The organism is Azohydromonas sp., assembly GCF_035325925.1.
Taxonomy (GTDB): Bacteria; Pseudomonadota; Gammaproteobacteria; order Burkholderiales; family Burkholderiaceae_C; genus Calidifontimicrobium.
Genome location: NZ_DAOKZA010000018.1, coordinates 30911 through 54778 on the forward strand (window position 1 = coordinate 30911; position 23868 = coordinate 54778).

Below are 23868 nucleotides of genomic sequence, written 5' to 3' on the forward strand. Positions count from 1 at the left end.
CCGATCACCCCTGCGACTTGCGCCCGCCCAGCAGCGCCGCCACCGCCTTCTTCGGCTTGATGTTCGCAGCCGGCGGCTTCGGCGAGGTCGACGCCGCGCCGCGTTCCCAGGCGGCCGGCTCGCCGGCCTCGACGGGTTCGTACGGACGGTCGAACAGCGGGTCGGCCGACGGGCGGCGCGGCGCCACGCGTTCGCGCGGCGCGGCGTCGGCCCGCGGCGGCGCCACTTCGTCGGCCGCGGCGCGACGCGGGCGCCGTGGCCGGTCGCCGTCGAGTTCGAGTGGCTCGAGATCGATCTTCTTCTTGAGCAGCTTCTCGATCTCGGCGACGAGCCGGCTGTCTTCGCGCGCGACCAGCGTCACCGCCAGCCCCGACGCGCCGGCGCGACCGGTGCGGCCGATGCGGTGCACGTAGTCCTCGGCGTTGAAGGGCACGTCGAAGTTGAACACCGCCGGCAGGTCGGCGATGTCGAGCCCGCGCGCAGCGACGTCGGTGGCCACCAGCACGTCGACCTCGCCCTTCTTGAAGGCGTCGAGCGCCTTCAGCCGCTCGTCCTGGCTCTTGTCGCCGTGCAACGCGTTGGTGCGCAGGCCGTCGCGCTCGAACGAGCGCGCCAGTCGCGCGCAGCCGAGCTTGGAGTTGACGAACACGATCGCCTGCGCGAGGTCGCGCTCGCGCAGCAGCTGGCGCACCGCGGCGCGCTTGTCGTCGGCGTCGACGGCGTAGAAGCGCTGCTCGACGGTGGACGCGGTGGCGTTCGGCCGCGCCACCTCGACGGTCACCGGATCCTGCAGGTAGCTTTGCGCCAGGCGCCGGATCTCGGGCGAGAAGGTGGCCGAGAACAGCAGGGTCTGCCGCTGCTTGGGCAGGTAGCTGAGGATGCGCTGCAGGTCGGGCAGGAAGCCGATGTCGAGCATGCGGTCGGCCTCGTCGAGCACCACGTACTCGACGTGGTTGAGCGCGCAGTTCTTCGCCTCGATGTGGTCGAGCAGCCGCCCGGGGGTGGCGATCAGCACCTCGACGCCGCGCTTCAGCTCGGCGGTCTGCGGCTTCATGTCGATGCCGCCGAACACCACGGTGCTGCGCAGCTGGGTGTACCTGGCGTAGGTCTTGACGTTGGCCGCCACCTGGTCGGCGAGTTCGCGCGTGGGCGCCAGCACCAGTGCGCGCACCGGGTGGCGCGCCGGCGACACCGAGGCGTTCTCGTGGCGCAGCATCTTCTGCAGCAGCGGCAGCGTGAACGCCGCGGTCTTGCCGGTGCCGGTCTGCGCCGCGCCCATCACGTCGCGGCCGGCGAGCACGATCGGGATCGCCTTGGCCTGGATCGGCGTCATCGACATGTAGCCCGCCTCGGCCACCGCGCGCAGCAGCTTCGCGTCGAGCGCGATCGAGGAAAATTCGCCGCCGGCGTCGGCCGCGGGGGGGTTGGCGTCGCCGAGGGCGTCGCTGAGGGGTTCGCTGTTCACTCGGGGATTATCGCCGCCCCCCCGCCGGCGAACCGCCGCGGCCCCCGGCCGACGGCACCCTTCAGGCACCCGGCAGTGCGGACCGCCCGGTGCGGCCGAACAGATTTGTGACAATCACCTGTTGCAATGCGGCGACAATCGCGCCCGCCAACGACCGCAGGCGCCGGCGCCCAGGAGGCGGCGCCCAGGCGGTCGGGAACAATCGACGCGTCGTTGGCGATGCGGCCCCTCGTCGCCCGGTCGACGGACGGTGGCCGCAGCAAGAACCAGAGCACAGAGGCCGGATGGAATCGACAATCAGCAGCCCACTGACGCCGCCCCAGGCACGGGACGGCGAGGCCAGCCACGTGGCCCTGCGCCGCCCGGTCAGCGAACTGATCGGCCCCTGGGAGGAGTTCCGGCGCATCATCCCGCTGGTGTCGCTGAAGTCGCTGCTCGCCGAGCACGCGGTCGGCGTGCCCAAGGTCGCGATCCTGATGTGCACGATGCAGGGCCAGCGCTTCCTCGCCGAGCAGCTGAACTCGATCGCCACGCAGAGCCACCCGCGCTGGGCGATCTGGGCCTCGGACGACGGTTCGGCCGACTACACGCACGAGATCCTCGAGTACTACCAGGCGCACTGGGGCGTCGACCGCATCTCGATCCACGAAGGGCCGGCCGAGGGCTCGACCGCGAACTTCCTGTCGCTGACCTGCCGCGCCGACATCGACGCCGACTACTTCGCCTACGCCGACCAGGACGACGTGTGGGAGGCCGACAAGCTCGAGCGCGCCGTGGCGTGGCTCGAGTCGGTGCCGCCGGACGTGCCGGCGCTGTACGGGTCGCGCACGCTGCTCGTCGACGCGCGCAACCAGCACATCGGCTACTCGACGCTGTTCGAACACGCGCCGGGCTTCCGCAACGCCCTGGTGCAAAGCATCGCCGGTGGCAACACGATGGTGTTCAACCGTGCCGCGCGCGACCTGCTGCGCCGCGCCGGCGAGGATGCCGGCGCCGTCACGCACGACTGGTGGGCCTACATGCTGGTGTCGGCGTGCGGTGGGCGCGTCCACTACGACCCGTACCCGACGGTGCGCTACCGCCAGCACGAACGCAACCAGTTCGGCTCCAACCGCAGCCTGCGCGCCCAGCTCGACCGCCTGCGCCAGCTGCTGCAGGGCCGCTTCCGCGATTGGGTCGACCTCAACCTGGCCGCGCTCGGACGCGTGCGCCCGCTGATGACGCCCGAGAGCCGGCAGATCCTCGACGAGTTCGCCAGCGCCCGCCGCCGCGCGCTGGTGCCCCGGCTGCTGGGGCTGCGCCGCGCCGGCATCTACCGCCAGACGCTGCTGGGCAACCTCGGGCTGGCGATGGCCGCGCTGATCAACCGCCTCTGAGCACGCTCGACACGCCGCCTCGGACCGAGACGGGCCGCGCGGCCTGGCCCGACCCGGCCGCGACCACCGCCGCGGTGCTCGTCGCCTACCGGCTGCCCGACGGGGTCGAGGCGCTGGTGTCGCAGCTCGCCGGCAGCGTCGCGCAGGTGGTCGTGGTCGACAACTCCGAACACGGCCACGCGTCGCTGTCCGACCTGGCGCGACGCCACGGCGCGGCGCTGGTCCACGCGCGCAACGTCGGCGCGCTGGCCGGCGCCTACAACCGCGCGCTGGAGCTGCTGCAGGCGCTGCCCGCGCCGCCGCGCCAGGTGGTGTTCGTCGACGAGGACTCCGATGCGTCGGGGCTCGCGCGCCTGCTGGCCGACGCGCGCACGCGCGAGCTGCTGGCGCGCGACGACACCGCCGCCGTCGCCCCCGCCTACCGCGACCGCGCCACCGGGCTGCGCGGCCGCCACATCGAACTCGGGCGCTGGCGGCTGGCCTACCTGCCACGCGAATTCGAGGGCGTGCGCGCGGTGGCCTTCGTCATCAACTCGATGACGGTGTGGCGCCTCGACGCGCTGCGGCGCATCGGCCCGTTCGACGAGGGCCTGGCGATCGACCACGTCGACACCGAGCACTGCCTGCGCGCACGCGCACTCGGGCTGCGCCTGTACGTGCACGGCAGCCACGAGTTCGCGCACGCCATCGGCCGGCGCCGGCGCTTCCGCCTGCTCGGCCGCGAGATGCAGGCCACCGGGCACGCGCCGCCACGTCGCTACCTGATCGGGCGCAACACCGCGTGGCTGGCGCGCCGCTGGGCGTGGCGCGAGCCGGCGTTTGCGTTCCTGTGCCTGACGCGGCTGGCCTACGAGGCCGCCGGCATCGTCGCCGCCGAGGACGACAAGCGCGCGCGGCTGGGTGCCCTGCTGCGCGGGGCGTGCCGCGGCTTCCTGCTGCGGAGGCCGGCCTGAACGCGTCGACCGCCCCCGCGACGCCGACCGCATCGTCGCCGCACCGGCCGCCCACGTGGCTGCCGATCGCTGCGGCGTGGACCCTGTACCTGCCCGTGGGACTGCAGTACACGGCCTACCTCGGCCTCGCGCTGGCGTCGATCGCCGCGCTGTCGCGCGCCGGCCGGCTGGCGCAGCTGCGCCAGCCGCTGTTCCTCGCGCTGCTGGCCTTCTGGTGCTGGCTGGCAGCGTCGGCGGCGTGGACGGAGGCGCCGGCGCCCGCAGTGGTGCGCCAGCTGTGGGTCTACGCGCTGCCGCTCGCGCTGGTGCCGATCGCGCTGGCCTGCGCCGCCGGCGACGCGTCGCGGGCGCTGCGCCACTTCGTCGCCGCGTCGACGCTGGTCGCCGCGGTGATCGCCGTGGCGGCCACCGGCTGGCTCGGCACCTGGGGGTCGCTGCTGCCGCCGCTGCAGGTGCGCGGCAACCAGCGCATCGCGATGTCGCTGCTGCTGGCGCTGGGCGCGGGGTTCGCGGTGCTGTTCGCGATCGACGCCGCGTCGCCGCGGGCCCGCACCGCATGGGCGGCGTGTGCGCTGGTGTGCATGGCCGGCCTGGCGCTGCAGGACCGGCGCAGCGGCATGCTGGTGCTGCCGCTGCTGCTGGTGCTGCTGGCATTGGCGAAGGCGCGCACGTGGCCCGGTCGCGCCGGCACGGTCGGCGTCGTCGCGCTGGCCACCGCCGTCGCCTGGGTGCCGCTGGACGGCGTGCAGCAGCGTTTCGCCGAGGGTTTCACCGAACTGCGCGAGTACCGCGCCGCCGACGACGTCGCCACCAGCTGGGGCATGCGCGTGCGCATGGCCGAGGTGACGCTGCAGATGGTGCGCGAGCGTCCTGTGGCCGGCTTCGGCGTCGGTGCCTGGCTGCCCGAATGGCGGCAGCGCGTCTCGGGCGGCCTGCTCGAGCGGCAGACGACGCCGCATAACGAGTACCTGCTGGTGGCGGCGCAGTCGGGGGCGGTCGGGCTGGCGCTGCTGGTCGCGGCGATCGCCGTCGCGCTGCGCGTGCTGTGGCGTTGCGGCGCGCGCGCCGTCGCGGCGCAGATGGTGCTGGCCACGCTGGTCGTCGCGGGGCTGTTCCACGTCGTGCTGCGCGACGCCAAGTTCGCGCTGCCGTTGCTGGTGCTGGGCGCGCTGACGGGGGCGGTGGCGGTGCGTGGCGGTGCGTGGCGCGGCGCGCGTGCGCCGCGTCAGGACACCAGCCCTCGCCCGCAGTAGTAGTCGTCGAGCACGATCGCGCTCAGCACGTCCTGCTCGGCCGGCGTCCGGCCCTCGACGATCGCGTCGAACAGGCGGCTGGCCAGCGCCACCGGCACCGTGAAGCCGGGCCACAACGAGCGCCGCAACGCCATCGCGTCGGTGACGAAGTCGTCGACGCCCTGCCGCAGCTCGGCACGCAGCTGCCGCGACCGCGGGTCGATCGTCGTGTCGGACCGGAGCCGGGCTCGCGGCTGCGGCGCGCCCTCCTCTACGACCATCTCGTAGCGGATCACCTGCTCCTCGTCGCTGCTGAGCATCTTCTCGAGGTCGAAGCTGCGGCCGTACAGCAGCGGCTGCGGGGCGCCGGGCGGCACGCCGTCGGCATAACAGCCCAGCGCGGTGGCGCCGCGGAAGACCTCGGGGTCCTTGCAGGTCGAGTTGGCGATCATGTAGTAGCCATGGATCCTGCGCCCGAGCAGCCGGATCAGCCGCGACTGGATGGTGCCCGAGTAGCCGACGTCGACCACCGCGCACTCGTCGTCGCCGTCGAGCCCCATCGCGTGCAGATAGGCCATCAGCGCGGGCTTCTCGCGCGCCCCCGCTTCGACGATCCGCGGATGCAGGTGGTCGAGCACGGGGCGCACGGCCTCGATGTTGCCGTCGAGGATCTCCACCGGGCGCCCCTGGCGCCACAGCCCGCGCTCGGCCAGTTGCTGCCAGTCGCCGTCGTCCAGCGCCAGGCCGTACCGCTCGCGCAGGAAGATCGACAGCTCGTTGGGATAGAACCGCGCACGCGCCAGCTCGTAGACGTCTTCGATCGACTCGATCATCGGCACCGTCACCGCGCGCCTGGACAGCACGAGGTAGCTGGCCGGCGGGCCTTCCCCGGTGGCGTCGCGCCAGCGGTCGTAGACCACGTGCAGCAGCGCGCCCTCGCGCGACAGGAAGTGCAGTCGCGCGATACCCCGCGCCTGGGCCTCGCGCGCCAGCCAGCCCGCGAAGGCCAGCGCCAGCGGGCCGACGACCTGGTAGCCGACGTCGCGTGCTGTCGGTGCGAAGTCGGCGGGCCGCGCCTGGACCCCGAACAGCGCCGAGAACGAACGCCGCACGAGCAGGCCCAGGCAGGCGCTGGCGTCGAGATCGACGCCGGCCTGCGCGTCGTCGACCAGCGCCGACCAGCGCGGCATGGCGCGCGCCTGCTCGACCGCGCGGATCACGTGCCAGTGGCGCATGCCCATGTCGCAAGGGATCTGGAAGTCCGAACGCTCGTTGTCGCCGACCATCGCCACCTGATCGATCGCCAGCCCCTCGGTCTGCAGGATGTGCCGGTAGAGCTCGCCGCTGTCCTTGCGCAGCCCGACGTCGCTCGACACGTAGCACCGGTGCCAGCCGCCGACGCCGCAGTGGCGCAGCATGGCCTCGACCACCGTCGCGGGAAGGAACGTGTCGCTGGCCAGCAGCACGCGTCGGCCCGAGCGGGCGACCGCGTCGAGAAGCGCCACGGCGTCGGTGCGCACCTGCACCGAGGCGGTTTCGACCTCGACTTCGAGCTCGTGAAGCCGCGCCAGGTGAGGCGTGATGGCGCCACCGCGCCCCTGCCACGCACGGTAGATGTCCTCGAGCCCGACGTCGCGGCCGGCACGCTCGCGCGCCTCGCTCTCGACGTCGGCGCGCTGCTCGAGGTAGAGCCGGCCGGCCTCGCCGCCGATGCGCCGGGCGACGATCGCCTTGACGTGCTCCGGGTCGAGCAGCGGGCGCACCAGCAGCGTGTCGAACACGTCGAAGATCACCGCGCGCACCTCGGGTGCGGTGAGCTGCGCGACCACGCCGTCGATGGTCTGTCCCAAGAACTGGTCGAAGCGCCAGCGCGACCAGCTCGGGTGGCGGTCGTCGCTGAGCACCGCGTGGCCGAAGCCGGCCGCGCGTGGTACCAGCCCGAGCAGCCGCTCGAGGGCATGCGCCAGCGTGCCGTCGGTCTGACCGGCTTCGACGGGGAAGTCGTCGAGGGTGATGCCGGCGTCGAACAACGGCCGCAGCGCCTCGGTGCGCGCCCAGAACATCGAGCCGACCGGGAAGTCGAAGTACCCCTTGGGCGGTTCGATGCCGAGGCGGCGGCACCAGTGTTCGCCGAGGCCCCGGTTGGCCAGCCAGCTGTGCGCCTGGTAGGGCACGTCCACATAGGTCTGCGGGTAGACCAGGCCGACGCCCGGCGTCGTCAGCAGCGTGAAGATGCGGCGCACGCGGTCGGGCGAGCCGAACAGCCCCTGCACCAGGTACTCGCGCCAGCCCAGCGTGCTGCCGCGGTTGTAGAGCGACTTCTTCGTGTGGATGTGGGCGACGAAGTCGTGATCGGCCAGCTCGCGGCCGAAGCGGCACAGCATCGGCGCCATGTCGCGCCCGCGGTTGGGCACCACCTCGACCACCAGCGACACCAGCCGCGGCAGCTGGCGCAGGCGCTCGCTGCACTGCGCCTGTACCTTCGGGTCGGACACCGACACGAACAGCGAGAAGGCGAACGGCATCTGCGCCAGTTGCCCGAGGAACTCGTCGATCAGGTCGGCGTAGAAGACGTGGGCGTGGACGGCGATGCGGCCGGGCGTCGACGCGTCGAACGGCGCCACGCGGTCCAGGTCGACCAGGCTGCCCTGGCCGGCGGCCGGTGCCGCGCCCCCGCCGGCGCGGCGCGAGCGCCAGCGCTCGTAGTGGCCGACGCCGCGGAATAGCGGCCCCGCGCCGCGGTAGGCCAGCTCGACCAGCGGCCCGCGCAGCGCCTGCGGCAGCCGCCGGTAGACGCCCCGCGCCCAGGCGTGGCCATGGTGGCGCAGTCCGGCCATCGCGCCGGCGCGGTCGCCGCGCGCCAGCCTGGCCGCGAAGCGCAGCGGGCGCGTGAGCCTCCAGGACGTCGAGCGGTACAGCGCGGCAAGCTCGTGCCGCGCCGCGCCGAGCTGCTGCAGCTGGGTCTCGATGACGGCCTCGCGCGCCGCCAGTTGCGCGTCCCGGCGTGCGATGTCGGCGTCGCGTTCGGCCACGGTCTGCGACAGCGCGGCAATCGTGTCGTCGCGCTGCACGACCGTCGCCTCCACCTCGGCCAGCCGGGCATTGCGCTCGCGGCGCACGGCCTGCTGGATCTCGACTTCGTGGCGCAGCCGCGCCGCGCAGCGTTCCAGCTGCGCGAACCGCGGCGCGACGCCGGTGGCCCAGGTGGCCAGCGCCGCGGCGTTCTCGGCGGCCGGCGCGACGTCGGCTAAAGGCGCCTGCGGCGGACACAGCACGTCGTAGTCGGCCACCATGGCGGCCGTCGAACGCGGCTCGATCGCGGCCACCGCCTCGCGCACGCGCGCCAGGGCCGGGCGGTCGTCGGCGATCTGGCGCAGCCGGGTCACCAGCGCGTCCGCATTTGGGGCGAACAGGAACCCGGTCTCGCCGTCGACGATGCGCTCGGCGAAGCTGCCGAGTGCGGTCGCCACCGGCACGATGCCCAGCAGGGTGAGCTCGGTGAGCGCATAGCCGAAGGTCTCGGCGCACACGCTGGCCAGCAGGCCGACGTCAGGCTGCAGCTGCGCCACGTGGCGCGGCAGATCGGCCAGCTCGTACTCGGCACGGACCGTGGCGCCGGGCAGATCTTCGAAGAAGCGCCCGAGGGGTCCGCAGCCGAGGAACTGCAGGTCGGCGAACTCGCTCAAGCGGTGCCGGGCCTGGAACAGCAGGTCCATCCCCTTGACCGAGCTGAGAGAACCCAGCACCAGCACGCGCAGCCGTTCGGCGGGCTGCGGCGCGGCCGATCGCGCGGCCGGCCAGCCGGCATAGCCGTGCGCGATCACCTCGAACCGCGTGTGCGGCGCGATCTTCACCAGCCGCTTCACCTGCTCGCGCGCCGCGTGCGAGGGGCTGACGAGGGTGATCGGCGGCGCGCTCGCCAGCGCCTGCGGCAATGCCGCATCACCCGACGCCGCGGCGTCGCGGTCGGCGCCCGGCCCGGCCCCGCGGGCATCGAGCAGCTCGAGGAAGCGCCGCCGGACCGCGATCCGGTCGGCGACGGCGAAACCCGACAGGGGATTGAAACCCGGCTCGTTGTGCTGCGCGCACTCGGCCAGCCGGGCGTCGTCGCAGCTCGTGCACACGCCGCCGAAGTGCGCGTTGATCGCCGGGCAGGCCGGGAAGTAGTCGTGCACGACCAGCAGCGTCGGCAGCGCCGTGTCGAGCGCGTCCAGGCTGTGGCCGATCAGCGACGAAACGATCACCCGACCGACCCCGCAGGCGGCCACCACCTCGTGCAGCGCGGCGCGGTACTCGTCGTGCGCGGTGGCCGTCACCGCGATCGGCCGATCGAACACCCACAGGCGCAGCGGACGCGCGAGATCGGCGGCATCGAACAGCACCAGCCCGCGCCCGAAGTGGCCCTCGAGATGGAACGCCTTGAGCACGTAGCTGCGGCTGCCTTCGTCGGCCTGGCAGAAGTCGCGCCACCAGCGTTCGACGCCGCCGCCGAGGTCGTGGACGATGTGCAGGGTGACGGGTCGGGCCGCGTCGGGCATGGCGGGTGCGGATGGGGGTCGGGGCAGGCGGACCCGGGATTCTGGCCTACGCCATCGGCTACAGTGCGCAGCGGCTCGCCGCGCCCACCGGGCGCGGCGGCCCCGCCTGCGCAGCATGACCACTCACCCGCCTGCCCCCACGCCGACCGGCACGGCCATCGACGCCCGTGCCGGCGCGCTCGGCGGCGCCAGCGGCGTCAGGCTGCCGTCGCCGTGGATCGCGCGCTTCGACGGCGAGGCCGGCTTCGCGGCCGCGATGACCGCGGCGCAGGGGCTGCTCGCCACCGTCGGCGGCATCGACGACCAGATCGTGGCCTGCCGCCACCCGCGCGACTACACCGCGTACTGCCAGAGCTGCGCGACGTTCACGACGATGCGCATCGACTGGCGCCACGCGGGGACGACGCCCGACGGCTCGGTGCATCCGGCGTGGACCGAGACCAGCGTGTGCACCGCCTGCGGGCTCAACAGCCGCATGCGCGCCCTGCTGGGCTTCGTGCTGGCGCACGGTGACTACCGCCGCGACGCGCGCTGTTACCTGGCCGAACGCGTGACGCCTTCGTACCCGGCGTTCGGCCGTCACTTCGAGCATCTGACCGGCAGCGAGTACCTCGGGCGCGATCGCCGGCCGGGCGAACGGGTGCACCTGCCCGCGTTCGACGCCGAGGTGCGCCACGAGGACCTGACCGGGCTGTCGTTCGCCGACGCGAGCTTCGAGTGGGTGGTGACGCAGGACGTGTTCGAGCACGTGCCGGACTACCCGGCGGCCTTCGCCGAATGCGCCCGCGTTCTCGTCGCCGGCGGCCACCTGGTGTTCACGGTGCCGTTCAACAGCGGCCTGAGCCGCACCCAGGTGCGCGCCCTGGTGCACCCGGACGGCCGCATCGAACACCGGCTGCCGCCGGAGGTGCACGGCAACCCGGTCGAAGGCGGCGGCGCCCTGTGTTTCCAGAACTTCGGCTGGGACCTCGTCGACACGCTGCGCGGCGTCGGCTTCACCGATGTCGCGGCGCATGCCTACTGGGGGCCGTGGCTGGGCCATGTCGGCTTCGGCGGGCTGGTGTTCAGCGCACGCAAGGCGCCGCCGGGGCGCGCGGTCGGCTGAGAGCCCGTCGGCGACATGATCCTGCGGGCCCGTCTGGCAGCGGCGATGCGCGCTTCGATGCGTGGCACGCGGATCGCGCGGTCGGGGCGTGGCGTCGCCGCCGGCCGCGGCACCGGCCGCGGTCGCGACGACGCCCGCAGCGTGCGCCGCCGGATCGCGGCGTCGCACACGCCCCGGCGACCGCAGCGCTGAGCCACGCGCCATGTCGACCCCGGCCGACCCTGCCCTGGCGGCGCTGTGCGACGAAGCCGCTGCGCTGTGCGCCGACCCGCGGCTGGCGACGCTGCTGCACACGCACTGGCCGGCCCTCGGCCGCGGCGGCCGGCGCGTCGGCACGCGCATCCACCCCGACGACCAGATGCTGCTGCACTCGCTGCGCCACCATCGCGACGCCGGCGCCGCCGTCAGCCAGTACTTCAACGTCGCGCTGCAGCAGTACCACGCGGCGCGACAGATCGTCGACACGCTGTTCCCGGTCCCTTCGGGCCGCCTCGAACTGCTCGACTTCGCGTGCGGATTCGGCCGCCTGATCCGCTTCCTCGTCGCCTGCGACCGCGACGTCGAGATCACCGCCGCCGAGATCCAGCCCGACGCGCTGGCCTTCGTCGGCGACGAGTTCGGCGTCGCCACGGTGCCCTCGGCGATGGCGCCCGAGGCGTTCGACCCGGGCCGGCGCTTCGACGTCGTGTGGGTCGCGTCGCTGTTCTCGCACCTGCCCGAGGGCCTGTTCCACCGCTGGCTGTCGCGGCTGCACGCGCTGTTGACGCCGCGCGGCGTGCTGTGCTTCAGCGTGCACGACGAGGTGCTCGCGCCGCCCGGCGCGATGCCGGCCAGCGGCCTGCTGTTCAGCCCGCACAGCGAGAACGCCGGGCTCGACGCCGACGCCTACGGCACGACCTACGTCACCGAACGTTTCGTGCGCGCCGCGATCGCGCGTGGCATCGGCGCGCGCGCGCCGGTGCACCGCATCGCCAGGGCGCTGGCGCACGAGCAGGACGTCTACGTCGTCGCCGCCGACCCCGGCCGCGACCTGTCGCCGCTCGCCGGGTTCCGCCACGGGCCGTGGGGCTGGGTCGACGAGCGGCGCGTCGATGCCGGCGCGCTCGTGCTGCGCGGCTGGGCCGCGTCGCTCGACGACGGTGCGCTGCCCGCGGTGTCGATCCGCGTCGACGGCGCCGAGCACCGCTGCCCGACCGGCGGCATGCGCGCCGATGTGCGCGACGTGTTCGGCGACGAGCGGCTCGCGGCCGCAGGCTGGGCGCTGCGCCTTGCGCTGCCCGAAGGCGGGCGCACCCCCTGGGTCGAAGTCGTTGCGCCGACGCCGCGCGGCGAGTGCGTGCTGCTGTACGCCGGCTGGCCGGGCGGACCACCGACCGCGCCTGAGACGCCGCACGTCTACCGGCGCGCCATCGACCCCGGCACGCGATCGTCGCTGTCAGTGATCGCGGCGCTCGTCACGCCGGGCTCGCGCGTGCTCGACGTCGGCACCGGCAGCGGCGCGCTCGGCCGCCACCTGCGCGGGCAGCGCCGCTGCGAGGTCGACGGCGTCACGCTCAGCGCCGCCGAGCGCGACGTCGCGTCGCCGGCCTACGACCGCCTCGTCGTCGCCGACCTCGACGACCCGGCCTGGGCCACGCGTTTCGCCGACCGCCGCTACGACGTGATCGTCTGTGCCGACGTGCTCGAGCACCTGCGCGAGCCGGCGCGCGTGCTGCGCGCCTGCGCCGGCCTGCTGCGCGACGGCGGCTGGCTGCTCGCCTCGGTGCCCAACGTCGCCTACGCCGGCCTCGTTGCCGAGCTCATGCACGGACGCTGGACCTACGGCGCCGAGGGCCTGCTAGACCGCACCCACCTGCGCTTTTTCACCCGTGCGTCATTCGGGCGCCTTCTCGAAGACGAAGGCTGGCGCGTCGAGCGCGTCGAGCCGATCGATCTGACCTGGTACTACACCGAGTTCTGGACCCCTTTCGACCGCCTGCCGCCGACGGTGGCGCGCTACCTGCTCGCGCAACCCGACGCGTCGGCGTACCAGCTCGTGTTCGCGGCACGGCGCACCGAGGCGCAGGCGCGCGCGGGCGACGAGCCGCTCGCCGCCCTGGTCCCGCCGCCCGACCCGGCAGTGAGCGTGGCCGTCTACGCGTCGACGCTCGCCGTCGCACCGGCCGGCGGTGGCAGCGCGCGCGGCGTGCACGCGCTCGGCCGCGTCGGTGCGCAGCTGCAGACGCTCGCCTTCCCGATCCCCGCCAACGCCGGCGTGCCGCCGCAGTGGCGCTGGTATCCGGCCGACCGACCCGGCTACCTGCACCTGCACGCACTGCGCGTGCGCGACCGCCACGGCGGCGTCGCCTGGGACTGGGTCGCGGCGCGCGACGGCGACCGCGCGCTGCGCGATGCCGGGCGGCAACAGATCGACCTCGGCACGCCGGCGGCCGACGGCGCCGTGACGCTGCTGCTGCGCGGCGCCGAGCCGGGCCTCGACCTGCCTGTGCCGGTGGCGGCTCTGGCGCCGGCGGGGGCGCCGTGGACGTTCGAGGCCGTGTGCGGCTGGCCGCTGTCGGCCGACTACCTCGCATTGCTGCCCGCGGCACCCGCAGACCGCGCACCGGCCCCGCTGGCGCCGCTCACCGCCGCGGCCGTGCCGCCGCCGCGCGACCCCGTCGTCGAGGTCGTCGTGCCGGTGCACGGCCAGGTCGACCTCGTGCGCCGCTGCCTGGCCAGCGTGGTCGACGGCGGCGGCGACGTGCCGTGGCATCTGACGGTGATCGACGACGCCAGCCCCGATGCCGGGACCACCCGCTGGTTGCGCGAGTTCGCCGCCGTGCACCCCGAGACGACGGTCGTCGCGAACGCGCGCAACCTCGGCTTCGTCGCCACCGCCAACCTCGGCTTCCGACTGGCCGGGCGGCGCGACGTCGTGCTGCTCAACAGCGACACCGAAGTGCCGCCCGGCTGGCTCGACCGCCTGCGCCGCGCCGCCGTCGCCGACCCTCGCGCCGGCACCGTCACCCCGTTCTCGAACAACGCGACGATCTGCTCGTTCCCGCGCTTCTGCGAGGACAATCCGCTGCCGCCCGGCCACACCACGGCCTCGCTCGACCGCCTGTTCGCGCAGACCCTTGCGGGGCAGACGGTCGAGATCCCGACCGCGGTGGGCTTTTGCATGTACATCCGCCGCGACTGCCTCGACGAGATCGGCGACTTCGACGCCGCGACGTTCGGCGCCGGCTACGGCGAGGAGAACGACTTCTGCCTGCGCGCCACCGCGCGCGGCTGGCGCCACCTGCACGTGCTCGACGTGTTCGTTCGCCACGAAGGCGGCTCGAGCTTCGGCCCGCGCCAGCAGGAGCTCCAGCGGCACGCCATGGCGGCGATGCTGCGCCTGCACCCGCACTACGACGAGCTGGTGCGCGCGTACATCGAGCGTGACCCGCCGCGGCCGTACCGCGACGCGGTCGCCGGCCGCCTCGCGGCCGGCTGATGCCCTTCAACCCGTACCTGCACGGCCTGCGCGGGCTCGCGGCGCTGGGCGTCCTGCTGTTCCACTGGAGCACGCACTTCCCGGCGGCCAGCCAGGTGCTGGCGTCGATGCGCTGGGGCCCCGAGCCGTGGATGAACCTGTCGCTGCCGTTCGCCAACGGCTGGCAGGGCGTGCCGCTGTTCTTCGTCCTCTCGGCGTTCCTGCTCGCGTCGCAGTGGGCCGACAAGCCCGTCACTGCCGCCACCGTGCGGCCGTACCTGAAGCGTCGCTTCCTTCGCATCTACCCCGCCGTGTGGCTGCAGCTCGGCCTGCTGCTGCTGATCCCGCTGCCCGGCCTGATCGCGCCGTGGGACGCGGCCACGCTGCTGCTGAACGCGCTGCTGTGGATCCATCTGCCGCCGGCGATGGCCGTGCCGCTCAACGGCGTGTGGTGGACGCTGCCGGTCGAGCTCGGCTTCTACGTGCTGCTGCCGCTGCTGATCGTGCTGCGCGAGCGCTGGAGCGCGCTCGCGGCGTACGCGCTCTGCCTGGCCGTCGCCATCGGCTGGCGCTGGCTGTGCATCGTCTGGTTCGCCGACGAGGGCCTCGCCCACCGGCTGCACGTGGTCGACGCGCTGCCGGGGTCGCTGGCGACGTTTGCTGCCGGCTTCTGGCTCGCCCGCCGCGCGCCGGTCGATTCGACCGCCCGCCGCTGGTTCGGCCTGGCGGCGCTGGGCCTCGCCTACCTCGCGCTGCAGTACGCCATCTGGACCTGGAACGCGGTCTACCTGCGCGGCCACTGGATCCTCGCGGTGTGGGTGCCCGCGCTCGGCCTGGTGCTTGCCGGCGTCGTCCACCTGCTGCGTCGGCCGCTGGCGGGCCTCGGCGTGCTGGCCAGCCGGCCGGCGCAGTGGCTGGGCGAGATGAGCTTCGGCATCTACCTGTGGCACTACCCCGTGCAGCAGGCGTTCGTGCTGCTCTGGCCCGCACGCTGGGCGTCGCCGCAGGCCAGCGTCTGGGCGCTGGTGGCCACGACGGCGCTGACGTTCGCGCTCGCCTGGTTCAGCTACCACGCGGTCGAGAAGCGCTTCTTCCGCCCCTCGCGGCCGCATCGGCACGACGCCTTCGCACGCGCCGGCGGCGCGGCGGCGCCCGCTCCGCCGGAAGGATCGAGGGGCCGCGGGTGAGCGGCGCCGGCCTCAGCGCAGCGGCGCTGGCGCCGCGCTCACGACCACTCGTGCTCCAGCAGCACCAGTCCGGTCTCGCGCGCCGCGCCGGCCACGTCGAAGCGCAGCTCGACGTGGTCGAACATGCGCATGCCCTCGGGGTCCATCGCGTGGCTGCGCGCCACGTAGCGCCCGGGCAGCAGCGGCAGCCGCGGCAGGCGCAGCGTGTACGCGTACAGGCGCGGCTCGACGCGACGCAGCGCGAAGCCGTCCATCTCGGAGTAGCAGCCGGCCACCGGCGTGCCGTCGACGCGCACCACGCCCACCGCCACCTGCGGCACGCGGTCGTCGGGCGAGTGCACGGTGCCGGTGACGACCAGCTCGCCACCCTCGGGCACCCGCACCGGCTCGTCGGTGGCCATGCCGTTGAGCTGCATGCTGCGCACGTGGTAGATGCTGCCCCCGGCCGCGGCGGCCTGCGGCTGCAGCCGGCGCGCTTCGGCCGAGCGCTCCTCGTGCCAGGCCAGGTACTCGCGCGTCACGTCGGCCGCGGCGCCGAACAGGCGCAGCCGCCCGCCGTCGATCCACGCCGCCTGCCGGCACAGCTTCTGCACGTGGTACATGCTGTGCGAGCACAGCAGCAGCGTGCCGCCGCCGGCGAGGAAACCCTCCATCCACGCGATGCACTTGCGCTGGAACGACTCGTCGCCCACCGCCAGCACCTCGTCGGTGATCAGCAGGTCGGGCGTCAGCGCGGTGGCCACCGCGAAGCCGAGTCGAACCACCATGCCCGACGAATAGTGCTTCACCGGCTGGTCGATGTGCGCACCGATGTCGGCGAAGGCCAGGATGCCGTCGACGCGCTCGCGCGCCTGCGCCGGCGACAGACCGGCCAGCGCGCAGCCCAGCGCGATGTTCTCGCGGCCGGTGTACTCGGGGTGGAAACCGGCGCCGAGCTCGAGCAGCGCGCCGACGCGGCCGTTGACGACCACCTCGCCACGCGTGGGCCGAGCGACGCCGGCGATGATCTTCAGCAGCGTCGACTTGCCCGCGCCGTTGACGCCCACCAGCGCGGTCGAAGCACCGCGGTGCACGTCGAACGTGACGCCGTCGAGCGCCTGGAAGCTCGACGCGGCATGCGGCACGCCGCGCAGCTTGGCCCACAGCGACGCGATCTGGCCCGCGGCGGAGGTCTGCAGCGGGTAGGCCTTGCCGACGTCGCGCAGACGCACCAGCGGCGCGTCGTCGTTGCTCGCGACTGCGGCGCCTGCGTCTTGCATGGCAGCCAGGGTGTGCGGGTTCACAGCGCCTCTTCGAAGTGCGGCGACAGGCGACGGAACACGAACCGCCCGAGCACCAGCACCGCGACACAGAACGCGCCCGCCGCCAGTTCGGCCGCGGTGGGCAGCGCACGGCCCTGCAGCAACGCGGCACGTGCAGCTTCCAGCAGCACCGCGACGGGGTTCAGCAGCATCGCGCCTTGCAGCCACTCGGGCAGCATCGCGGCGCTGTAGAGGATCGGGCTGAGGTAGAAGAGCAGCATCAGCGCGTGCCCCAGGCCCTGCTCCAGGTCGCGCACGAACACGTGCACGGCGCCCAGCAGCAGGCCGAGCCCGGTGGCCAGCGTGGCCAGCGCGGCCAGCGCGAACAGCACCAGCGGCAGCCCGCCGGCGTGCAGCGCGTGCCCGCCGAAGGCGACCACCACCAGCACCAGCACGTAGCCCGCCAGTTGCACCGCGAAGCTGGCCGCCACGGCGGCGTAGACGACCAGTTCGTGCGCGAACGGGATCTTCTTCACCAGTGCGCCGTTGGCGACCACCGACGCGCTGGCGCGCATCACCGCCTCGGAGAACGCCATCCACGGCCACAGCGCCAGCGCCAGGAAGACGACGAACGGTGTCGTGCCGTCGCCGACCGCGCGCACCTTGAACACCGTCGTGAACACGAAGGTGTAGATCACCAGCAGCGCCACCGGGTGCACGAAGGCCCACACGCCGCCGAGCAGCGAGCCGGCGAAGCGGTTCGTCACCTCGCGCTGGGCGAAGCGCAGGAAGAGCCACCACGCGCGGGCGTGGATCACGCTGCTCACTTCGGCTCGGCGTGGCGCGTGACCCACCTGACCCGTGGCCGCAACGACCCCTGCAGTCTCAAGGTTTGGCGAAACTGCGCGAGAACGCCTCGATCGCCGCGGTGTCGGGCTTCGCGCCGCCCAGCAGTTCGCGCACCTTGGCCTGGCGCGCTTCGGCCTGCGCCTTGGCGCGCACCTCGCGTTCGAGCTCGCCGCGCACGTCGTCGAAGCTGCGTTGGCCCGCAGCGCGCCGCCCTTCGAGGCGCACGATGTGGAAGCCGAACCGCGTCTCGACGATGCCGGAGAGGTCGCCAGGGTTCTCCAGTGCGGCGAGCGCCTGCTCGAACTCGGGCACCATCGCGCCCGAGGCAAACCAGCCCAGGTCGCCGCCGCGGCTCGCGGTGGCCAGGTCGGCCGACTGTTCGCGCGCCAGCGCCTCGAACGACGCACCGTCCTTGAGTTGGGCGAGCAAGGCCTCGGCGCGTTCCCGCGCCTTGCCGTCGTCGCTGCGGCCGATCAGGATGTGGCGGGCCCGCGTCTGCGCTGGCGCGTTGAACCGTGCAGGGTTCTCGCGGTACAGGTCGCGGGCGTAGCGCGCGACCAGCTCGTCGCTCGGCAGGGCGGCGATGTCGATCTCGGCCAGGCGCGCGTCGGACAGGATGCGTTCCTGCGCCTGGCGCAGCAGGGCAGCGACGACGGGGTCCTTGTCCAGCCCGTCGCGGCGGGCCTCGGCGGCCAGCGCGCGGCGCACGTAGAGGTCCTCGGCCTGGCGCACGACGTTCTCCGGCCGGGACAACAGCGCGTCGCGCGACGCGCCCGGAATGCGCTGTGCGGCGGCGCGCACGTCGTCGGCGGAGACAGTGGCCTCGGGCCCCTGCAACAGGGGCTGGGCGCCGGCGGTGACGTGGAAAAAGGCGATCGAAGCCACGAGGGCCGCGAGCCGGTTCGCACGGCGCGGCCTTGCGCGGCGTGCGGCATGGGAAGGAGTGGCGGTGACGCGGAACATCGCAACAGGAAGTAACGGACTCAATGAAAAAGGGCGGGGTTGCCCCCGCCCTGGTCAGACTCGAAAGACGCGCTGGTCAGCGGACCGAGCGGTGCGGGAAGGTCAGGCCGTAGTTCGAGGCCGTGCCCGCAGCCGATGCACCGTTGTACAGGTTCATCGTCGCGGCGCCGATGATCGGCAGACCGTTGCCGCCCAGGCCCGGGGTCGCGATGCGCACCCAGCCGTCGGCGTACGGCACCGTCACGTCCTTGCGGGCGATCTGGGCGCCGAGCACCGAAGCCTCACCGGCCGCGTTGAAGCTCAGCACGCTGACTTCACCGCAGAAGGTCAGCGGCGCCGCCGGAGTCCCCGGGGAGATCACGAACTCGGTCGGCTGGGTCACGAAACGCTCTTCACGGTCGGCCGTCGTGGCGCCGCTGTAGCGGTTGGCCAGGGAAGCCGGCGACGACAGCGAGATGTCGAGCACGCAGATCTGCTTGCTCACCACCGCGGTGTTCGTGTTGGTGAAGAAGTTCGTGTTGCCGACGATCGCGCCGTCCGCATCGTCGAACTCCAGGTCGGTGAACAGACGGCGGCCGCGCGCACCGGTGGCACTGACGAACTCGTAGTCGTACGCGACGTTGTAGCGGCGCGTCGGCATCGAGAAGATCCAGTCGGTCTGCGCCAGGATGTTGGGGTCGGTCACGAACTCGTTCGTCACCGCCTGCACCGCCAGCGCGTTCGACAGCACGACCGCCTGGCTGCGCGTCGCCTCGCCGTTGGCCAGCGCGCCGAGCACGCCGCTGAGGTAAGGCGTCGACAGGTCCGGGAAGTCGTAGGCCGCGGCTTCGACCGGCGCAGCGACCGTCATGGTCGGCAGCACCGTGTTGTTCGTCGTGCCGCCGCGCAGCAGCGGGTCCGACGTCCACACTTCCGCATTCGCGATATCGACCGGGGTCGAGGTCTGCGGGAAGAACACGACGTTGCCGTAGCCGTACTGGCTGGTCGCGGCTTCCACCGCCGCCACCGCGACCGCGGCGCCGCTGAACGACGACGAGCCCGGCACGTTGATGACCGTCCAGTTGGCCATCAGGCCGGTGGTCGGCACGTCGAGGCCGCGGCGCAGCGCCGTGGTGGCGGCACCGATGCCGGCCAGGCGCGGGTCGTACACGCCGTCGCCGTTGAACGCGGCAGCGCGAGCACCGTAACCGGTCGTGAAGGTGCCCAGCGCGTTGACCGCCGCCGAGTTGCAGTCACGCGGCACGCCGGCGACGTGCTTGATCGAGTTGAACAGCGTCAGCGTCGTCGGGTCGGCCGCGCTGTAGGCGATCGTCGGCGGGATGTCGGCCATGTTCAGGATCTCGACATAGCCTTCGCGCGTCTGGAACGCCTTCTCGTCGTCGGTCAGGGCCGAGTCGAGACGCGCGGTGACGAACGACTGCTTCACGTCGAGCGGCAGCGTGCAGGTCTTGTCGTTGGTGACCAGGCGCGGCAGGCCGTTGGCGCCTTGCGTGATCGCAAACGAGAAGTTGTCGCCGGGCGACATCAGCACCGTGAAGTCGAACACGTCGTCCGAATTCGACGCGGCACGGAAGCGGACCTTGACGGCCTTGCCCATGCGGGTGTCGGTGTTCGTGATGTTGATGTACGTGTCGTTGTTGTTCTGGGTCGAGTAGTACGGAACCAGCAGGATGTGACCGATGCCGTCGGTGTTGACGCGCAGCTCGTCGGCCTGCGGCGTGCCGTACACCGACAGCGCACCGGCCGGCGCCGCCCAGACCTGGGCATTGGCCGCGCCCGCCATGGCGAGACCGCCGATCAGGGCCGCGACGCTCTGGGCGATAAGACTTTTCCTCATATGTTGACTCCGGTCGAAAGATTGTTTAGCGCAACGGGAAGCAATCACGCGAAATTCACTGTAGCACAGCGAGGTTGGATGAAGCACTCAGGCGACTCCCTGCAAAACCCGAGTGTTGAAGATTTGCAACAGGTGTGGGTTGGACCTTCTTCGTATACGCAACGCCCTCCCAACGTGACCGCACACGAGTGCCTTCGAGACCGGCCCGGCACGTCAGCGTCACAGCTTGTACAGCAACCACCACTGACCGCCGTCCACCAGCCAAGTCTCTTCCAGGTAGCTTTCTATGGTACCCATTCTCGGCCAGATCAAGACCGGCTCGTAGCTGACTTTCACCTTCGCGACGCATTTTTCAGACGTTTCGCACACCACGGACACCACTTCGGCTTCCTTGTAGGTCACGGCGCCGGCGTTGCGCGCGCGGAAACGTTCTGGGCTGACCAGCGCGCGGCTGCCCGGGCTGAGGAACTCGTACGAGGCCTTCGTGTCGCCGGCCAGCTGCGCGGCCCAGCGCGCCTGCGCGCGCGCGCGCACCTGGTCTTCGGGCGTGCGCGGCGCCGTGGCGCAGCCGGCCACGAGCGCGGCGGCAAGCACCGCGGCCAGCGCATTGCGGCGCGTGACGGAAAGCGGAACGACGTCGTGCGGCGTCATCGTCGTAGGGACTCCTTCGTCAAGGGACGTTGTTGGGACCGGCCGGCAAGGTCGTCTCGCCGGCCGGCGCTGCGGGGGCCGCTTCGCGCGGCGCGTGCATCGGGGCCAGCCCCTGCATGCGGTCGCGCAGGTCGCGGCTGATCGCGCGCGTGTCCTCGTCGGAGCGCGCCACGCGCGGCGTGATGACCACCAGCAGCTCGGTGCGGTTGCCCGAGTTGCGCTTGGTGCCGAACAGCGCGCCGAGCACCGGGATCTCGTGCACCACCGGCACGCCGCTGGAACCGTCGGTGTTGTTGTCGCGGATCAGCCCGCCGAGCACCAGCGTCTCGCCCGAGCGCACCGCCACCATGCTGCCGATCTGGCGCTGCAGGAACGCGCGCTGGCCGGTGGCGGTGTCGATCTGGCCGACGTCGGTGACGGCCTGGTTGATGTTCATCGTGACCATGTCGCCGGCGCCCACCGACGGCGTGACCTGCAGCGACACGCCGGTGTCCTTGTACTGGATGGTCTGCGTGCGCGCGCCGCCTTCGGTGCTGATGGTCTCGCTGGCCAGGATCGGCTGCTGGTTGCCGACCACGATCGATGCGGTGTGGTTGTCGAGCACCATCAGCGACGGCGTCGAGATCACGCGCACCAGCGACTTCTCGGCCAGCGCGTTGAGCACGCCGCGCACGTTGCCCAGCGAGTTGCGCAGCACGTACGAAAAACCCGCCAGCGCGCCGCCGAGCACGCCGCCGGCCTGGTCGCTGAGCGCGCCGCGTCCGGTGTAGCCGCCGTCGGCGGTGCCGAAGGCCCACTGCAGCCCGTAGCGCAGTTCGTCGGTGAGCGTGACCTCGACGATGCTGGCCTCGATCAGCACCTGCGTCGGCGGCACGTCGAGCCGGCGCAGCGCCTCCTCGATGCGCTCGAACTGCGCCGGCGTGCCGTACACCAGCACCGCGTTGTTCTTCTCGTCGGCGACCACGCGCACGTTGCCGTCGATCTGCATCGCGCTCACGCCGCCGGCCACGCTCTGGCCGGTGCTCGTGCTCATCGCGGGCAGGCCCTGCCCCAGGCTCACGCCTGCGCCCGCCGCGGTGCGCTGCGTCGTGGTCGGCAGCCCGCCCGGCGTGCGCCCGGTGACGCTCGACAGGCCCGGGGCGACGCCGGTGGGCGCAGGCGCGGTGCCCTGGCCGCTGCCGAAGATGCCGTTGAGCACGTCGCCGAGGTGGCGCGCCGACCCGTTGCGCACCGGGTACACGTGCAGCCGCGGCTCGGCCGCGCTGTTGCCCGGGCGGTCGAGCCGCTCGATCCAGCGCCGCGCCTCGTCGAGGTAGGCGGCGCGCGGTGTGACCACGACGATGCTGTTCATGCGCTCGATCGGCAGCACGCGGATCGCGCCGAACAGCGGGTGACCTTCGGCCAAGCCGGTGGCCGCCGCCGCGCCGGCCGACGTGCCGGCGGCAGCCCCCGAGGCCGTGGCCGGCGCGCGCGGCGTCGGGGTCGGCGCGGTCGACGCGGTCGGCGCGGCGGGTCGCGCGCCCGGGCTCATCAGCTGCAGCGCCGCCTCGACGTCGCGCACCGACACGTACTTCAGCGGGAACACACCCACCGACATGCCGGCGAGCAGGTCGATGTCGAAGGTGTTGACGAGGCTGAGCCAGCCCTCGGCCTGCGTGCGGCTGCCCACCAGCACCAGCAGGTTGCGCACGGTGTCCACGCGCGCGACCGCGTTGGCCGGCGCCAGCGGGCGCAGGATGTTCGCCATCTCGGCCGCGCCGATGTAGCGCAGCGGCACGACGATGGCGCCGGTGCCCGGCGTCAGCGGCTCCTTGCCGACCTGGCGCACCATCGGCGAGACGGCCTGCAGCGCCTCGGCCTTGCCGACGTGGTAGGTGCCGCGCGCGTCGCGCACCATCGCCAGCGCGTTGACCTGCAGCGCCGCCTCGAGCAGGAACACGGCCTGGTCGGGAGGCACGGGGTTCGGCGTGGCGATCGTGATGCGGCCTTCGAGCGGCGGGTAGATGACGTAGTCGGCCTTCAGCAGGTCGCCGAGCACGGCGTGCACGACCTCGCGCACCGGCGCGTCCTCGAAGCGCAGTTCGACGGGCGCGCCGGCGAGCGCCTTGCCCGGGTCGCCGTCGCCGACGACGCGGTCGGTGCCGCGGTACAGGCGCGGCGGGCCGGCTTCGCCGCCGGTCGCCGACGCGGTGGGCGCGGCTGCGGCCGATCCGGGTTGCGAGGGCGCCGCGCCCCCCGGCGCCGCCACGCCGACGCGCGCCAATGCGGGCGCCGTGGGCGTCTGCGCGCACCCCGACAGCAGTGCGAACACGGCGACGGCAGCGGCCACGGAAAGGGACTTGTTCGGCAACGGGGTCATCGGGTCACGGTTCGGGCAAGGGCGGCAGGCCGCTGCGCGCACGCAGCACGTTCATGCGCCGCACCTGATTGCGCGCGCGCTCGATGTCGCGCTGGCGCTGCGCCTGCGCGGTGGGAGTGGAGGCGGTGCCGGAGCGCGCGGAGTCGCCGGCCGCGACGGTGTCAGGCACCGCCGCGTCCGACGCACTGCGCACGAGAGCGATGGTGCGCACGTCGTCGGCACGCGCGATGACCACCTCGTTGCGCCGCACCTCCTTGACCGACCAACTGCCGATCGACTCGCCGACCCTGAGGCGCCTCACCTGCCCGTCGATCGACGCGATCACGCCGCCGACCTGGTCGTTGCCGTACAGGCCGAGCAGCCTGATCTGCGGCAGCGGATCGGCGACGGGGGCGGAAGCCACCGCCTGCGGCGGCGGAGGCGGCCGGCGCGTCGGCACGAACAGCGGACGCTCGAGGGTGGCCACGTAGCGCGCGACGTCGATGTCGACGTTGGGCAGCGCCCGGGCGTCGGCCAGCGCCGGCGGCACCGGCTGCGGCGGCTGCCAGCGCAGGTCGCGCAACGCGCCGGTGGGCGTGAACCACAGCCACGCGAGCAGGCCGGCCAGCGCCAGGTTGAGCACGACGAGCATCGGCAGCACGAGACGCCTCACGAC

15 protein-coding genes are annotated in these 23868 nt (G+C 73.0%); 6 read left to right on the top strand and 9 right to left on the bottom strand.

Annotated features, from left to right (window positions below):
* Positions 1 to 4: 4 nt before the first annotated feature.
* Positions 5 to 1387: a DEAD/DEAH box helicase gene (locus tag PKC53_RS08855; protein WP_324428141.1), complete on the bottom strand. Its 1383-nt coding sequence runs from the start codon at positions 1385 to 1387 to the stop codon at positions 5 to 7.
* Between the two features lie 425 nt (positions 1388 to 1812).
* Here PKC53_RS08855 and PKC53_RS08860 point away from each other — a divergent pair, with 425 nt between their 5' ends.
* The 3 genes from PKC53_RS08860 (at position 1813) to PKC53_RS08870 (ending at position 5047) form a co-directional block, all read left to right on the top strand.
* A complete protein-coding gene (locus PKC53_RS08860) occupies positions 1813 to 2841 on the top strand; it encodes a glycosyltransferase family 2 protein (RefSeq protein WP_324428110.1) in 1029 nt (342 codons plus the stop codon).
* A 74-nt stretch (positions 2842 to 2915) separates the two neighbouring features.
* A complete protein-coding gene (locus PKC53_RS08865) occupies positions 2916 to 3794 on the top strand; it encodes a hypothetical protein (RefSeq protein ID WP_324428111.1) in 879 nt (292 codons plus the stop codon).
* Between the two features lie 95 nt (positions 3795 to 3889).
* Positions 3890 to 5047: an O-antigen ligase family protein gene (locus PKC53_RS08870; RefSeq protein WP_324428112.1), complete on the top strand. Its 1158-nt coding sequence runs from the start codon at positions 3890 to 3892 to the stop codon at positions 5045 to 5047.
* Here the strand turns inward: PKC53_RS08870 and PKC53_RS08875 are convergent.
* On the bottom strand, positions 5020 to 9564 hold the full coding sequence (locus tag PKC53_RS08875; RefSeq protein ID WP_324428113.1) for a rhamnan synthesis F family protein: 4545 nt from the start codon (positions 9562 to 9564) through the stop codon (positions 5020 to 5022). The genes PKC53_RS08870 and PKC53_RS08875 overlap by 28 nt on opposite strands.
* Positions 9565 to 9679: 115 nt before the next feature.
* Between PKC53_RS08875 and PKC53_RS08880 the strand changes: the two genes are divergently transcribed.
* The 3 genes from PKC53_RS08880 to PKC53_RS08890 all read left to right on the top strand — a co-directional run bounded on the left by PKC53_RS08880 (position 9680) and on the right by PKC53_RS08890 (position 15313).
* Complete coding sequence (locus PKC53_RS08880; RefSeq protein WP_324428114.1) at positions 9680 to 10669, top strand: class I SAM-dependent methyltransferase; 990 nt, start codon at positions 9680 to 9682, stop codon at positions 10667 to 10669.
* 202 nt (positions 10670 to 10871) lie between these two features.
* Positions 10872 to 14147, top strand: a complete 3276-nt coding sequence (locus PKC53_RS08885; RefSeq protein WP_324428115.1) for a methyltransferase domain-containing protein — start codon at positions 10872 to 10874, stop codon at positions 14145 to 14147.
* Positions 14147 to 15313 (top strand): acyltransferase, encoded by a 1167-nt coding sequence (locus PKC53_RS08890; protein WP_324428116.1) that lies wholly within the window; start codon positions 14147 to 14149, stop codon positions 15311 to 15313. The genes PKC53_RS08885 and PKC53_RS08890 overlap by 1 nt, the downstream gene beginning before the upstream one ends.
* A gap of 38 nt (positions 15314 to 15351) precedes the next feature.
* Here the strand turns inward: PKC53_RS08890 and PKC53_RS08895 are convergent, their stop codons facing one another.
* The 7 genes from PKC53_RS08895 to PKC53_RS08925 form a co-directional block, all read right to left on the bottom strand.
* Positions 15352 to 16572, bottom strand: coding sequence for an ABC transporter ATP-binding protein (locus PKC53_RS08895; RefSeq protein ID WP_324428117.1), 1221 nt, complete (start codon positions 16570 to 16572; stop codon positions 15352 to 15354).
* 20 nt (positions 16573 to 16592) lie between these two features.
* Positions 16593 to 17372, bottom strand: coding sequence for an ABC transporter permease (locus PKC53_RS08900; protein WP_324428118.1), 780 nt, complete (start codon positions 17370 to 17372; stop codon positions 16593 to 16595).
* A 67-nt stretch (positions 17373 to 17439) separates the two neighbouring features.
* Complete coding sequence (locus PKC53_RS08905) at positions 17440 to 18288, bottom strand: peptidylprolyl isomerase (RefSeq protein WP_324428119.1); 849 nt, start codon at positions 18286 to 18288, stop codon at positions 17440 to 17442.
* 154 nt (positions 18289 to 18442) lie between these two features.
* On the bottom strand, positions 18443 to 20290 hold the full coding sequence (locus tag PKC53_RS08910) for a cell surface protein (RefSeq protein ID WP_324428120.1): 1848 nt from the start codon (positions 20288 to 20290) through the stop codon (positions 18443 to 18445).
* Between the two features lie 132 nt (positions 20291 to 20422).
* Positions 20423 to 20854 (bottom strand): hypothetical protein, encoded by a 432-nt coding sequence (locus tag PKC53_RS08915; RefSeq protein ID WP_324428121.1) that lies wholly within the window; start codon positions 20852 to 20854, stop codon positions 20423 to 20425.
* Positions 20855 to 20873: 19 nt separating this feature from the next.
* Positions 20874 to 23213, bottom strand: a complete 2340-nt coding sequence (gspD, locus tag PKC53_RS08920; protein WP_324428122.1) for a type II secretion system secretin GspD — start codon at positions 23211 to 23213, stop codon at positions 20874 to 20876.
* A gap of 4 nt (positions 23214 to 23217) precedes the next feature.
* Entirely contained in the window at positions 23218 to 23865 is a 648-nt protein-coding gene (locus PKC53_RS08925; protein ID WP_324428123.1) for a hypothetical protein, read from the bottom strand.
* Between the last annotated feature and the right edge of the window lie 3 nt (positions 23866 to 23868).